Raw genomic sequence first — 14,578 nt, 5'->3', positions numbered from 1 at the left:
ACCCGGTTCCATGCCGAACCCGGAAGTTAAGCCCTCCAGCGCCGATGGTACTGCAGAGGCTATCTGTGGGAGAGTAGGTCGCCGCCAGAGATCTTTTTTTATACCCTCATCCTTCCTTACTATAATTTCCTATGATAATTCTATAATTATGAAGTCTTTGATATAGGAAAAGACATCTAACCAACCTTTAAACTTGAAAAGTGGCTAGATGCCCTAATGTATTCTTCTGACTTATTTTCTTTATTGTCTATTTTATTACTGCCTGATAACGGGGATAAAAACCATATCAGAGAGAGTAACCTCGTCTCGTTCTCCTTCTTCTTTTAACACCGTTTCTACAATGGCATTATGTGCTGATACTTGAACAACCACAACTTTGCCTACCTCTTCTGGGAATGTTGTTTCGTGCTTATTGGAAGAGATTCCTTTATATGTTTTTTCTCTAAATACTGTAAGAATATCGCCTTTCTTAATTCCTTCAAAGTGACCTGCTGAAATGATGTATTGCACATGAGGAGTAGATTTTTCTTTCCCCTTTACATCATTAGTTGCTATACTTCGCAAAATGCTTGCCGTATGGTAAAGACCCGTAAAGCCTTCTGTAACTTCGTCGAGCATCGCATCTATTGCTTTTTTACAGGCAGCCCATGTTGTAGAGTGCTTAAAGTCATCCCAGACCGGATGAGTAAAATTGTTTTTGTCTTCTCGGGGAGCAAGTCTGAACAGATCTATACCATCTTTATATAAGGGATCAAAAGGAGAGAAGCCTCGAGCTGAGAGAAAAAATAACCGGTCATCTCCTGGAGAGGGGATAATACGTTGATCTTTTTTTACAACACTTGTAACATAAGGAATTTCTGTTCCTAAAGTGTCGTAAAGTTTCATTCTCATACGTACAGTACTTCTCTTGTCTTGTACGAAAAAATCTTTATCTTTTTCTAACAACGAATAAATCTCAAGCTGAAGAGATATATCTTTTTTAGCCTGCCCAGTTGATGCCGTTTCATTATAAATCCTAATAAATGGAGATCTCTTCAATTGGGAAATGCAGTATGAGGTGATTTTTTCTTCCAACACATCAATTGGATAAAAGCGACTATGCCAAACCTCATAACCACTGGTGTTCATCGTTTGCATAACTTCTACAGAAATAGACGCTTTTTGAAGCTCTCTAGAATGTCCACTTGCTGTTATTAGCGTGATTGTTAACATAGAGAGTCCCCAAATTTTTAAGCAACGTAATATTTTCATCTCTTCACCCCAGGAAAAATCTACTCTTTCTCCTTTGTTTATCGGTGATTTAGTTCTTTATCTAGAGCTTTAAAAAATTCATCAATATCACAATCCGCACGAATAAAGAGACGTCTTGGGCTAATATACGACGTAGATATTTCCCCTTTATTGACAATAACAATTTTCCCGTGGCACATAGAAGGAAGAAATGCTGCTGGGGTTACCGTCAGAGATGACCCTACAACAAATAGAAGGTCTGCATCTTCTACAAGAGCTTGACATTCATAAAGATATTTGACGTTTTCGCCAAAAAACACTATGTCAGGTTTTATAATGCCACCGCATTTATCACAATGAGGAACTTCTTCTTTAAATGTTTTTTCATATGACAAATCATAATCGTATCTTTGACCACAATGGGTACAGAAACTTTCCCATGTACTGCCATGGATTTCAAAAACTTTCTTTGAGCCTGCTTTTTGATGAAGCGCATCGATATTTTGTGTAATGATTCCTTTCAGTACTCCCTTCTTTTCAAGCTCTGCGAAGAAGTGGTGTGAAAACGTTGGGCGTATTGTATTTATGGTATGAAGAAATTCTCTGTGAAATTCGTAAAAGAATTTAGGGTTTTGGCGAAAATAATCAATATCAAAAATAAGTTCGGGGTCGGTCTTCATCTTCCTTTTATAAACACCATTTGGACCTCTGAAATCAGGAATGCCAGCATTGGTAGACATGCCCGCACCGCTGAGAAGAACAACCTTTCGTGATTTTGAAAGTGCCTCTGCGCATTGTTGAGTGAGTGTCTCTATGTTTTCTTCCACTCCGATCACCTCCATGTGACATTATATCTCAAAATATTTCTTTGTATTTTTAATCAAAAATTTATGCAACCGATTGACCAATTTGTTACAATATCGCCAGCTTAATAACGGGGGTGTTATAGAATGGCTATAAAAAATCTCATTTATGGTGTTGATGATAAGCCGCCTTTCCCTATTATGGTCTTGGCGGGATTTCAGCACGTCTTAACTTTGTTTGGTGCTACTACTCTTGTTCCTCTTATTTTTGGACCTGCCATGGGTATGACAACGGCAGAAATAGGCTTTTTTATTTCTTGTGTATATCTAGCGATGGGAATCGCGACTCTTATACAGACTCACCCTAAATTAGGATCGGGGCTTCCTATCGTTCAAGGGTCAAGTTTTAGTTTTATTCCTCCTATTATGACAATCATCGCTGCATATGGTGCTTCTGGACCATCAGTTGTTATGCAGCATGTTGGTGGAGCACTCATTGCTGGAGGACTTATTCTTTCTGTTATCGGGTACAGTCGGATAGTGGGTATTATTAGAAAAGTTATCACTCCCGTTGTTATCGGACCAACCATTATGGCTATTGGCTTCTCTTTGGCGCCTGTTGCCATCCAGTTCAACGCTGCCAATTATTGGCCTATTTCCCTTATTGTTGTTTTTTGCGTCTTTTTCTTTAGCCTCATGAGCAAAAATAAATACTTTAATATATTCGCAATTCTTGCATCTATTACAATTGCTTATCTGGTAGCACTTGCTGGTTCTCTCTCGGGCTTTTTCCCGGCTGATCATCCCGCTTTTATTAATCTTGCCAGTGTTGTAGAAGCTCCATGGTTCCGTTTCACTGGTTTCATGCCCTGGGGGGTTCCTAAGTTTGATCTCGTTTCTTTCGGAGCAATTATTGCTGGATTTTTCGCGGTTATGATCGAGTCGATTGGAGATTATCACTCTTGTTCCTATGTGGCTGGTTTACCAGATCCTGAACCATCTACAATCAATAGAGGAATTGGTGCGGAAGGTCTCAACTGTGCTATAGCTGGAACACTTGGTGCAGTTGCTACCACTTCATATACAGAGAATATTGGTCTTATTGGCTTAACTGGAGTTGCTTCTCGCTGGGTTGTTCGTACAGGAGCTGTGCTTCTCATCATAATGAGCTTTATTGGAAAAATTGGAGCTCTTATTGCAACAATACCTAGTCCAGTTATTGGAGGAGCTTATATTGCCCTTTTCGGCATTATCGGAACGTTGGGAATTCAGGTATTGCTTCGAGCCGATATGACGAGTCAGAGAAACGTTCTTATTGTTGGTTTTGCTTTTCTTATGGCATTAGGTCTTCCTGGCTGGGTAGAAGCTCAGAAGGATGCCTTTTTTGCACTTGGTATCGGTGGCCAGGTTCTTTGGGCCGTTATGAAAACCCCCATGGCAGTGGCAGGAATTTGCGCAGCTTTTTGGGATTCGATTGTTCCTGGAACGAATAAAGAACGAGGAATAACAGACTAACATTACAAAACGTAATTAAAGAACAATTTCTTAATACGAAGATCTAAAGCTGCCTTTAAAGGCAGCTTTTTAATTTTTAAAACTTGACAAAAATACCCATCTCCCCTATAGTGTATATAAACAAAATTAACTCTACTATTTTAGTAGGGTAAGCCATTCAATAAAATGTTATAATGAAAAAAATGTTTGAAAATGGATTAAGGGAGGTACAAGGATGGCTAAAAGATTAGAAGTATATAAGTGTGAGTTGTGCGGCAACATTGTTGAAGTTCTTCATGCCGGAGCAGGCCAACTCGTTTGCTGCGGCCAACCTATGAAACTTCTTGAAGAGCAGACAGCAGATTCTGCTACAGAAAAACACGTTCCTGTTGTCGAAGGTAACAAAGTGAAGGTAGGAAGTGTTCCTCATCCGATGAAAGACGAGCATTACATTGAATGGATTGAGGTTATATCTGGAGATAAAATTTATCGTCAATTCCTGAACCCAGGAGAGGATCCCGAAGCAGAATTTGGTGAAATTACTCCAGAGATGAGTAGAGAATATTGTAATGTTCATGGATTATGGAAGGCAGGTAAGTAGAATATGATATCTAAAAAAATGCAGGATGCAATAAACGATCAGATTAATGCAGAGCTCTATTCCGCTTATTTATATTTAGCTATGGCTGCCTATTTTGAAGAAGAGAATCTTATGGGCATGGCAAATTGGATGCATATCCAGGCTTTAGAAGAGAAAGACCATGCAATGAAATTCTATAATCACATTGTAGAGCGTGGAGGAAGAGTAAAGTTACAGGCTATTGCCGAGCCTCCCTTTGAATGGAAATCATGTATTGATGTTTTCAAAGCGGCACTTGACCATGAGCGCTATGTTACTCGGCGCATTAATGACTTAGTTGATCTTGCCATAGAAGAGAAAGATCATGCAAGTAACATTTTCCTTCAGTGGTATGTGACGGAGCAAGTGGAAGAAGAAGCAAATGCTGAAGAAATTATTCATAAACTAGAGTTTGTTTCTGAGTCTAAGCATGGCATATATATGCTTGATAAAGAATTGGGAGCAAGGGTATATACTCCACTTGCAACTGAAGAAGAATAACTTCCTATTATTAACGAAGAAATAGATGATCAAGGGGCAAAGCAGATTATGCTTGTGCCCCTTTCTTGTGAAAAGGGAGGGTTACACAATGGCGCATATTGATGCCAAAGCTCTTTTCTCTTTAAGTTATGGGATGTATATTTTAAGTACGGAATATGAAGGTCAAAAAAATGGACAAATTCTCAATGCTTTGATACAGCTGACAAGTAAGCCTATCTGTATAGCTGCGTGTCTTCATAGAGATAATTACACTACGGAATTACTTGAAAAAAGTCGACGCTTATCGATTTCAGTTTTGGAAGAAACAGTTCCCTTAAAATTTATAGGAGTATTTGGCTTCCGTTGCGGACGGGATTTTGACAAGTTCAGTGCCTGTATATATAAAAGAGGAGAAACAGGAATTCCCATAGTTACAGAATATTCGTTGGCTTCTATTGAAGCACGTGTTCTTTCTGTAACAGAAGTTCATACCCATAAATTGTTTATAGCGCAAGTTGAAGCCGCGGAGGTTATAAAAGAAGGTAAACCCTTGCTTTATGCAGATTATCACACTATTAAAAAGGGAAAATCTCCAGATAAGGCTCCCTCAGCTATATTCAATACTATAAAATAAGAATAATCTTAATAGGTAAAGAGCAAGGAGGATAAGAATGACACCACTTGAGATAAAACCTGGTATTTTTTGGGCAGGCGTTTTGGATTGGACCTTAAGGGATTTTCATGGGTATTCTACAGAAAAAGGTTCAACGTACAATGCGTATATTGTTAAAGGGCGAGATAAAATAGCCCTTTTCGATACAGTAAAGACAACCCACTTTGACGAATTTATAGAGAGATTAGAAGAAATAGTAGACGTAGAGAAGATTGACTACATTGTTGTCAATCATGCGGAAATGGATCATTCAGGTAGTCTTCCTATGGTTGTAGATAGAGTAAAACCTGAGAAAATTTTTCTTTCTAAACCCTGCAAAGATGCACTTATAGCTCACTTTGGAGATGTTGTTGAAAGTTGGCCCTTGCAGATTGTTGCCACAGGAGATGAAGTCTCTCTCGGCGGAAAAACTATCTCTTTTATTGAAGCGCGTATGCTTCATTGGCCCGATAGCATGTTTTCGTATATAAAGGAAGACCGCGTTCTTATTTCCAACGATGGTTTCGGCCAGCATTATTCCACAAGTGTTCGCTTTGATGACGAAGCTGACTGGGGAGAGTTGATGCACCAATCGGCTAAATATTATGCGAACATTCTATTACCCTATTCTCCCATAATGCTTAAGAAACTTGACGAGATAGGATCTATGAATATAGAAATAGATATGATAGCCCCAGACCATGGCATTATTTGGAGAAGCCACATCCCTGGAATTTTATCTGCATATCGTAAATGGGCTGAAGGGAAATGTCTCGATAAAGCTGTAGTAACATACGATACGATGTGGCATAGTACAGAGAACATGGCACGCCATATTGCAGAGGGGCTTATCAATAAAGGTATCGAAACTCATGTTATGGATTTACGGGTGACGCACCATAGCGATGTAATGACAGAAATTCTTGATGCGAGAGGACTCCTTCTCGGTTCCCCGACATTAAATACTGGATATTTACCGAGAATGGCCGATCTTGTCTGCTACGTGAAAGGATTACGTCCCATAAAAAAAGTTGGAGCTGCTTTTGGTTCTTACGGATGGGCAGGCGAATCGCTTAAACTTCTCAACCAAGAATTGGAAGCTATGAAGATCAACATCGTTCATCCAGGAATAAAGGTAAAATATGTTCCCCGGGAAAGCGATCTACATGAATGTTTTGCTATGGGAGAGAGCGTAGCTGAAGCAATTTATGAAGCAAATAAAGCCTGATAAAGTAGCGATATCAGCATTCAGGGGAGAATTTTCCCCTGAATGCTTCCATACCGTGTTGGAAAATATATATAAGACCTACACACGAGCCGAACTTATCTATCCAGACCCCGTGGAGTTCCCGCGGAGGTATGCAGATGTAAGAGATAGAGAGATTGTGGCGCTTATAGCGTCATCTCTTGCATACGGAAGAGTTCAGCAGATTCATAACAGTGTAAGCAAAGTCCTTACCCCCATGGGAGATAAACCGGCTTCTTTTATACGTTCTACGTCCGAAAAAGAGTTGGAAAGGCTCTACTCTGATTTTAGACATCGTTTTACTTCGGGCAGTGAATTGGTACAGTTTTTATTAGGGGTACAGAAAATTTTGAAAAGGTACTTATCTCTGGAAGAGTGCATTATTGCTTGTTTGTCTTCAAACAGTAGCATTTTTGATGGATTGACTGCTTTTGCAGATAGCATAAAAAAAGCAGCAGGAGGAGCAACCTCTCTTATCGCTTCACCTGCTGATGGGAGTGCCTGCAAACGTTATTTTCTCTTTCTTAAGTGGATGATACGGCACGATGCTGTTGATCCTGGTGGATGGTCTGCTGTTTCGTCTGCTGATCTATATTTTCCAATAGATACACATATGCATAAAATTGCGCGGTCTCTTCATTTTACAGAACGAAAACAGGCTGATTTAAAAACCGTTATAGAAGTAACTCGTGCCTTTCAGAAAATAGCTCCCCACGATCCTACACGGTACGATTTTGCTTTAACCCGTTTTGGAATCCGTTCAGAACTACATATAGCTGAACTTATTAAACAATGCAATGATGGCGTGTCGTCTTCTATTCGAGAGTAATCTCGTCGCAAAAATTAGTGTGTAACCATTTTTCAGTTTCGTAAGGACGTATATGAGGTAATAAAACCATAAGTTTAGTAATAATGCCCTCTCGCGTCATGTCTTTTCCTGAAATAACCCCCATTTTGAGGGTCTTTCGTCCAACTTCATACACATTCAAATCAACGCCGCCATAGACACATTGAGTGGTGATGACGACGGGTATTCCCATATCTTGAGAAAGTTTCAACGGAGGGAGCAAGCTTTCTCCAAGGTAAGGGACACCTCCAAGACCGAGAGCTTCTATGACGATAGCTTTAGGTTCCATGTTAACAACATATTCCAGATACTTGGCGGGAAATCCAGGAAAAAGAGTTACAAGAAAGACAGCTGTTTCAAGGTCGAAATCATGATTTTTCGTACGTAACGGAAAAGGTTCCATTTCTAGGTTAGGTACATGTGTTAATATAGCTTTCCCTCTTTCAATATGGCCTAAATGAGGATAGTTAATACTTGAAAAGGCTGTATAGTCATGGCTTAGAATTTTTTGAGATCGAGGTCCATGTATGAGTTGATTTCCGAAAGAGATAGTTATTCCTCTACGCTTGTTTTCTACCATGGCCTGGGCAAATAGGAAAGACGTATAAATGTTGTCTACAGCGTCTGTTCCTGGGACTAGGATAGGTTGCATTGAGCCTGTAATAATTACAGGTTTGGAAAAATAGGGAATCATGAAAGAAAGGGCAGAAGCTGTGTAAGCCATAGTGTCTGTTCCATGAAGAATAATAAAGGCGTCGTAATTTCTCTCTTGTTCGAGAAGAAAAGACGCGATTCTTTTCCAATCGAAGGGCGACATATTCGAGCTGTCTTTAGAAAGTAGATCGTGAATATCAATATCTCCGAAATCTTGCAACGCAGGAATATAGTTTAAAAGCTCATTACCTGTTAACGCAGGGGCAAGGCCATCTTCTCCTTGCGCAGAGGCTATTGTTCCTCCTGTGGAAACAACAAGAAAACGATTCAAAACCAGCACCACCTTTCAGCAAAAATGCTTATAAAGAATTTTGGAGCGATGCATTTTTGATACCTCGCATTACATTAACTCCAAAAAGAATAATGGCTCCTATAATAAATGTTGTGCTTATAACAGCGATGCCCATTCGACTTGATCCTGTAATATGGGTAATGAAGCCAAAAAGTGCAGGCCCCATTACTCCTGCAAATTTACTTGAAATGTCGTAGAAGCCAAAAAACTCGGCACTACGCGAAGGAGGAACAAGACTGGCGTATAAACTTCTGCTTATAGCCTGCGTTCCACCCTGAACTGTTCCTACGGCAAGAGCTAAGAGCCAAAAATGCCATGCTTTTGATAAAAACAGGGCGCCTATAGAGATTAAAACATAGCCGCTCAGCCCTGTAAGAATAGCCTTTTTGCTTCCGACCTTTGAAGCGAATTGACCGAAGAAAAGGGAAAACGGCACGCCTATAAATTGGGTCATAAGAAGCGCTCCTACGAGGTGAAGCTTGGAAATACCTACATTGGCACCATAGATGGCAGCCATCCGTATCATGGTGCCAATGCCGTCATTATAAAACCAAAAAGCTATAAGAAATCTGAATAAGTCGCGATATTTTCTAATTTCAGAAAATGTTTGTCGAAGGCGAAGCCAGGCTTCTCCTGCAATCCATTTATGACGCCTGTTAATAAGAGGTTTCGCGTAGGGCTCAGGTACAAAAATAAAGAGAGGTATAGAGAAAAGTCCCCACCAAAGAGCTACGGAAAGAAAAGAGAGCCGGGGGCCGAGTGTTCCTGGAAAGATAGAGATCATAACTAGATTGATGGCTAACAATATGCCACCACCTAAATATCCAAGGGCATAGCCTTGAGAGGAAACCATATCTATTTCATTAAGAGGAACAATGTGAGGCAAGAGAGAGTCATAAAAAATCATAGAGGCTGAAAAACCGATTGTACCTAGAACCATAAAAAAAAGCGCGGCTTTCCAGTGACCGTGTTGTACAAAAAAAAGTGCAGCTGTAGAGATAATCCCCAATAATGTAAAGAGGCCCAACATCTTTTTTTTCTTTTGGCTGATATCTCCAATGGCACCGAGGAGAGGTGCGACGATGGCGCTGCATAGTAGGGCTAAAGCAGAAGCATATCCCCAATATACAGTGGAAAGATTGCCTTTAAGAAAGGGTGTCGCAATTTCTTTGAAATAAACAGGAAGTATGGTTGCCATGATTGTTGTTGCAAAAGCCGAATTTCCGACATCATAAAGGCACCATGATGTTGTTTTTTTGTCTTTGGGAAGTATCCGCCTCAATTTTTTCACGAAAGTCCTCCTATAGAGGGAATATAATTGATAGTACCATAGCGACGGATGACAGTGCAGATATATTTTGAATGATATAATGTCGATTAATTGAAAACTTTAAACACTTTAAACATTATGGAGGTTATGATGACATTTCATCGTCCAGATTGGGATTCGTATTTTATGATGATTGCTGCGGTGGCAGCTACTCGGGGAACATGTTTACGGCGAAAGGTCGGGGCTGTTATCGTTAAAGATCTTCAAATTATCAGTACTGGTTATAATGGAGCTCCCAAAGGATTACCCCATTGCTCAGAAGTAGGATGTTTAAGAGAAAAATTAGGTATCCCTTCAGGAGAACGACATGAGATATGCAGGGGATCCCATGCAGAAATAAACGCAATTGCCCAAGCGGCTGCTGTAGGAACTAGTACCGAGGGTGCGGTTCTCTACTGTACCCATGAACCTTGCTCCTTTTGTACCAAGGCCATTATAAACGCGGGTATCCATCGGATTGTCTTTGTGTTCGGGTATCCCGACCCATTGGCGGCTCAAATGCGCCAAGAAGCAAAATTGGAAGTATGTCAGCTTTCTGAGGAAGTTTTTCAGGAGATGGATGGAGCTCTCAAAGCCTTCTTGGATCAATAAGGTTAGAATATAGATTAGGAGGGGAATATTATGACATTTACTCGTGAACAGGCTATGGAACATTTGAGAGAATATAACAACGAAGACGCTCACATTAAACATGCTCTGGCTGTTGAAGCGACCATGAAATATTTCGCTAAAAAAGCTGGAGAGGACGAAGAGAAGTGGGGGCTTGTCGGTTTGCTTCATGATATTGATTGGGAACAGACTGAGCAAACGCCTGAGAAGCACACCCATCTTGCAGCTGAATGGCTCAAGGCAAAGGGATATGCTGACGATATTATCAGAGCTATTCAAGCCCATGGTTGGGGAATAACGTCAGATGTGGAACCTCGTTCTCTTATGGAGAAGACACTTTTTGCCGTTGACGAGTTGACTGGTCTTATTATTGCTGCGGCCCTTGTTCGACCTTCCAAGTCTCTTCAGGATCTTACCGTAAAGTCAGTAAAGAAAAAATGGAAGGATAAGGCATTTGCGCGAGGTGTCGATCGTGATGTAATCCAAAAGGGAGTAGATTTGCTCGATATGAATTTAGAAGAAATGGTTAACGGAGTTTTAGAGGCACTTCGTCCCATCGAGCAGGAACTCGGATTGGGGTTAGCGTAATAACGGCGGAGCTATAGTTCAGTCAATTCGCTGATTGTCAAATAAGGTCGATTCGCTATTATAAAAGGGAATCAAAAATATTAAGCGAGATATATAGACCTTGGAGGGAGTACTATGACAATACGTGTCATATTGGCAGACGATCATCCCCTTACCAGAGCGGGTCTTTCTGCGTATCTTCAACAAGAGAGCACCATAGAGCTTGTTGGAGAAGCAGATGATGGGGAAAAAGCGTGGAAGCTTATTAATGAACTTAAACCAGATGTAGCTTTGCTTGACATACGAATGCCAGGTGAAGATGGTGTTTCTATAGCACGACGTATTAAAGAAGAGAAGCTTCCAGTCATTCCGGTAATGCTTACCTCTTATGACGCTCATCAGTATGTTGTTGCATCTTTGCGGGCAGGGGCTCGCGGATTTGTTTTAAAGACTGCGACGCCACAAGATTTAATTCGAGCTATTCAGACTGTAGTACAGGGAGGGCTTTACCTTGACTCTGAAGTTGCTACAGTTGTGGGTGAGCGAGAGCTTGTGCCAGAGTCTCTTTCTGCAAGAGAAAGGGAAGTTCTCGTTTTGGCATCGAAGGGATTGTCGAGCAAAGAAGTAGCAGGAGAACTTTTTATTAGTGAGCGAACTGTTCAAACTCACCTGGCTTCCATTTACGACAAACTTGGAGCTCGAAATAAAACGGAAGCGCTTCTTTTAGCGCTGAAATATGGTGTTGTTACTCTTGAGGAATTGCTGGAATGAGGCGTCATCTGCTCTTGCTTCTTGTCTTGGCCATTACTTTGCCGACCATGGCTGTTCTTGTAGTTTCAAGTGTTGCTATGATTCATCAGGAATGGGCTATGGAGGCTGTTACCCATTCATATGTTGAGGATTTGGCTGAGAATGTAGCATCATGGCTTAATCTCGAACCACCATTGTGGGGGGGAAGAGATTCTTTTTCATCGATAGTAAAGAAACTTCGAGTCTTTTCGTGGGGGCCTTCTTTGCCTGGATGGGTGGCTGTAATAACGTCAGAAGGAAAAATCTTGATGGCTTCTCCTGGCGTTAGCAACTTGGCAGCCATCTGGGACCCGCGTATCCCTATAGGGCGTGCGGTAGAGGTTCGTGATCGCCAGGGAGATCGCTATACAATAGCTGTGTATCCTTTAGATGGGGGCAACCATCTAGTTATTGCTGCTGTGGCGTGGCGTCAGCTTATCGGCCCAATGCTTCGCTTTGGGCATATTTGGCCTGTTCTCATCGTGCTCATGACACTGACCACTCTTATTGCCGTATGGGCGATGTGGCACTGGTTGATTCTTCCTCTTCGAAAAATGGTAATAGAAGTTGATTCTCTCATCTGGGGAAAGGAATTGCCAGAACAAGATGATCCGCAAGCAGTCTTTGAACTTGGACGTCTTCGCAGAGCACTTTACCGTCTTGCCAAAACAGCTATTGAGCGTGACGATTTAAGGAATCGTTACGTTCATGATGTTGTAAGCGTGCAGGAAGAAGAGAAGAAGAGGATAGCCAGAGATATTCATGATGGCCCGCTGCAGGATATTACGGCGATGATCCAGCAGATGCGTCTTTTCAATATGAATTCGTGTCCCTCTGGAGAGACGTCTCATTTAAAATTGGCTGAAGAAGCGGCTCAGATAGCCGTAAGGGATTTGCGGGAACTTTGCGATGAACTTTCACCTCCATGGCTTGATCTCGGTTTAGAGCATGCTCTTACAGAACTGGCCGATCGTTTATCTAGGCATAATGCCATTGATGTGACAATAGATGTAGATGAGCAGATATACATGCCGTCGGAAGTTGTGTTGGCCTTCTTCAGAATATTTCAAGAGGGTGTCTCGAATGCTGTGCATCATGGAAGGGCGACGCAGGTAAAGGGAGAAGTAAGCCAACTTGATGATACGACAGTGATGTTTGAAATTCAGGATAACGGAAAAGGTTTTGAACCTAATAAAAGCTATGAAGAACTTCGTCTTAACGGTCATCGCGGATTAGCGAACATTATGGAACGTATAACGACGCTTCGAGGTGAATTTGAAGTAGAGTCGGTACCAGGCAAAGGAACTCTTTTGCGTTGTCTTGTACCTATTGTACAAGACAACGATGAGAATTAGGATTAGGAAGGGAGGCAGGCCCATACGGGGCGAACAGTATGAGATTAAAAGTTCTAGGCGCAGCAGGAGAAGTAACTGGTTCGAACTATTTGCTTGAATGTGGATCAAGTCGAGTATTGATTGATTGCGGTATGTATCAGGGAAAAGGTGACGACGAGAAAAATAGAGCACAGTTTGATTTTGTTCCTTCGAGTCTTAACTCTGTTTTGCTTACCCATGCTCATATAGATCATTCTGGGCGAGTTCCTCTTTTAGTACAGAAGGGATTTAAGGGAAAAATTTGGGCGACACTTCCTACTGTGGAATTAGTCAGTGTCTTATGGCAGGATTCAGTTCGCTTAATGAAGGAAGAAGCGGCATGGAAGACTCGAAAGAACGAACGAAAGGGACTACCTCCTGTCGAGCCACTCTATAAAGAAGAAGATGCCCAAAAGGCTGCTCATCTTTTAACTCCGGCTACATACGACGATAAAATTGAAGTGGCACCTGGCATTACCGTTCGTTTCCGTGATGCAGGCCATATTCTCGGAAGTGCCATTATAGAAGTCTGGATGGAAGAAGATGGAAAAGAAGTAAAAGTTGTTTTTAGCGGAGACTTGGGGCCTCAACAGACAGTAATGGAACGCAACCCTGCAGATATTTCACGGGCTGATTATGTCATTATTGAATCCACATATGGAGATCGATCGCATAAATCGAACAAGGAAACACGAGAAGAATTCAGACAGGTCATTACGGAGGCGTTAAAGTCTAAAGCCAAAGTTATGATCCCTACATTTGTTGTTGATCGGGCACAGCGTCTTCTTTACGAAATGATGTTGTTGCAGAAAGAGGGTATTTTAAGAGACAACGTTCCCATCTTTTTTGATTCCCCCATGGGAGTCAAGGCGACGGAAATTTATAATAGTCATTTAAGCCTTTTTTCCGGGGAGATACAGAATCATGTAAAACAGGGAGATGATCCCTTTACTCCGAATCAACTTCATTATGTAGAAAGTGTTGAAGATTCGCGGAGAATTAACGATATAAAGCACGCCATTGTTTTGGCCGGAAGTGGAATGTGTAACGGTGGACGAATAGTGCATCATTTAAAGCATGGAGTATGGAACCCCGATAATAGAATTATCTTTGTGGGGTATCAGGCTCGTGGAACATTGGGTCGTCGCATTATCGATGGTGAGAAGATACTTCGAATAGCCGGTGAAGAGGTTACAGTAAATGCACAACTTCATACTATAAATGGCTTTTCTGCTCACGCAGATCGGGAAGATCTTTTAGCATGGGCTGGAAATTTCGAAACATCGCCTGTCTTTTTTGTAACCCACGGCGAACCCAAATCATCCCAGGCTTTAGCAGCATCTCTTCAGGAGAATAATTTGAAAGCAGTTGTCCCAGTTATTGGTGAGGAGTTTGTAAGGGGCCATAGTTTGCTTCCTGATAACGTGATAAAGTGAATGGCGGGAATCCCAGTCCGTATGATTGGCTCCCGCCAATTCAAAGATAAATGGGCTCACCCTGTCCAATAGTAGTGGCGGAATGGAAGTTGCGGCT

At 41.4% G+C, this 14,578-nt stretch carries 15 protein-coding genes and 1 rRNA gene; 12 read left to right on the top strand and 4 right to left on the bottom strand.

Annotation, left to right across the window (positions count from 1 at the left end):
- Positions 1-90, top strand: a 5S ribosomal RNA gene (gene rrf, locus VB083_RS11195); the annotation flags it as partial.
- A 165-nt stretch (positions 91-255) separates the two neighbouring features.
- Here the strand turns inward: rrf and VB083_RS11190 are convergent.
- Positions 256-1,251, bottom strand: coding sequence for a FlgT C-terminal domain-containing protein (locus VB083_RS11190; protein ID WP_323402061.1), 996 nt, complete (start codon positions 1,249-1,251; stop codon positions 256-258).
- A gap of 38 nt (positions 1,252-1,289) precedes the next feature.
- Complete coding sequence (locus VB083_RS11185) at positions 1,290-2,057, bottom strand: SIR2 family NAD-dependent protein deacylase (RefSeq protein ID WP_307879546.1); 768 nt, start codon at positions 2,055-2,057, stop codon at positions 1,290-1,292.
- Between the two features lie 123 nt (positions 2,058-2,180).
- Here VB083_RS11185 and VB083_RS11180 point away from each other — a divergent pair, with 123 nt between their 5' ends.
- The 6 genes from VB083_RS11180 to VB083_RS11155 all read left to right on the top strand — a co-directional run bounded on the left by VB083_RS11180 (position 2,181) and on the right by VB083_RS11155 (position 7,353).
- Positions 2,181-3,548: a uracil-xanthine permease family protein gene (locus VB083_RS11180; protein WP_213690909.1), complete on the top strand. Its 1,368-nt coding sequence runs from the start codon at positions 2,181-2,183 to the stop codon at positions 3,546-3,548.
- Positions 3,549-3,762: 214 nt separating this feature from the next.
- A complete protein-coding gene (locus VB083_RS11175) occupies positions 3,763-4,128 on the top strand; it encodes a desulfoferrodoxin (RefSeq protein ID WP_213690910.1) in 366 nt (121 codons plus the stop codon).
- A gap of 3 nt (positions 4,129-4,131) precedes the next feature.
- Positions 4,132-4,647: a ferritin gene (locus VB083_RS11170; protein ID WP_213690911.1), complete on the top strand. Its 516-nt coding sequence runs from the start codon at positions 4,132-4,134 to the stop codon at positions 4,645-4,647.
- An 88-nt stretch (positions 4,648-4,735) separates the two neighbouring features.
- On the top strand, positions 4,736-5,260 hold the full coding sequence (locus VB083_RS11165; RefSeq protein WP_213690912.1) for a flavin reductase family protein: 525 nt from the start codon (positions 4,736-4,738) through the stop codon (positions 5,258-5,260).
- A 37-nt stretch (positions 5,261-5,297) separates the two neighbouring features.
- Positions 5,298-6,506 (top strand): FprA family A-type flavoprotein, encoded by a 1,209-nt coding sequence (locus VB083_RS11160; protein WP_323402060.1) that lies wholly within the window; start codon positions 5,298-5,300, stop codon positions 6,504-6,506.
- Entirely contained in the window at positions 6,487-7,353 is an 867-nt protein-coding gene (locus tag VB083_RS11155) for a TIGR02757 family protein (protein WP_213690914.1), read from the top strand. The genes VB083_RS11160 and VB083_RS11155 overlap by 20 nt, the downstream gene beginning before the upstream one ends.
- On the opposite strand, the gene VB083_RS11150 is transcribed toward VB083_RS11155, so the two are convergent.
- Together VB083_RS11150 and VB083_RS11145 are read right to left on the bottom strand one after the other, a co-directional pair.
- Complete coding sequence (locus VB083_RS11150) at positions 7,340-8,356, bottom strand: asparaginase (RefSeq protein WP_323402059.1); 1,017 nt, start codon at positions 8,354-8,356, stop codon at positions 7,340-7,342. The genes VB083_RS11155 and VB083_RS11150 overlap by 14 nt on opposite strands.
- Before the next feature lie 28 nt (positions 8,357-8,384).
- A complete protein-coding gene (locus VB083_RS11145) occupies positions 8,385-9,668 on the bottom strand; it encodes an MFS transporter (RefSeq protein ID WP_213695521.1) in 1,284 nt (427 codons plus the stop codon).
- Positions 9,669-9,797: 129 nt separating this feature from the next.
- Between VB083_RS11145 and VB083_RS11140 the strand changes: the two genes are divergently transcribed.
- The 5 genes from VB083_RS11140 to VB083_RS11120 all read left to right on the top strand — a co-directional run bounded on the left by VB083_RS11140 (position 9,798) and on the right by VB083_RS11120 (position 14,481).
- A complete protein-coding gene (locus VB083_RS11140) occupies positions 9,798-10,298 on the top strand; it encodes a deoxycytidylate deaminase (RefSeq protein ID WP_213690941.1) in 501 nt (166 codons plus the stop codon).
- Positions 10,299-10,328: 30 nt separating this feature from the next.
- Positions 10,329-10,904 (top strand): HDIG domain-containing metalloprotein, encoded by a 576-nt coding sequence (locus tag VB083_RS11135; RefSeq protein WP_213690917.1) that lies wholly within the window; start codon positions 10,329-10,331, stop codon positions 10,902-10,904.
- Between the two features lie 114 nt (positions 10,905-11,018).
- Positions 11,019-11,654 carry a response regulator transcription factor gene (locus tag VB083_RS11130; RefSeq protein ID WP_213690918.1) on the top strand — a complete coding sequence of 212 codons (636 nt, stop codon included), beginning with the start codon at positions 11,019-11,021 and terminating at the stop codon, positions 11,652-11,654.
- Positions 11,651-13,027, top strand: a complete 1,377-nt coding sequence (locus VB083_RS11125; RefSeq protein WP_213690919.1) for a sensor histidine kinase — start codon at positions 11,651-11,653, stop codon at positions 13,025-13,027. The genes VB083_RS11130 and VB083_RS11125 overlap by 4 nt, the downstream gene beginning before the upstream one ends.
- A gap of 38 nt (positions 13,028-13,065) precedes the next feature.
- Positions 13,066-14,481 (top strand): MBL fold metallo-hydrolase, encoded by a 1,416-nt coding sequence (locus VB083_RS11120; protein WP_323402058.1) that lies wholly within the window; start codon positions 13,066-13,068, stop codon positions 14,479-14,481.
- Positions 14,482-14,578 lie beyond the last annotated feature (97 nt).

The organism is Aminobacterium sp. (assembly GCF_034926885.1).
In the GTDB taxonomy this organism is placed as follows: domain Bacteria; phylum Synergistota; class Synergistia; order Synergistales; family Aminobacteriaceae; genus Aminobacterium.
Note: the sequence above shows the minus strand (reverse complement) of the source record. Positions and strands in the feature narration are given on the sequence as shown.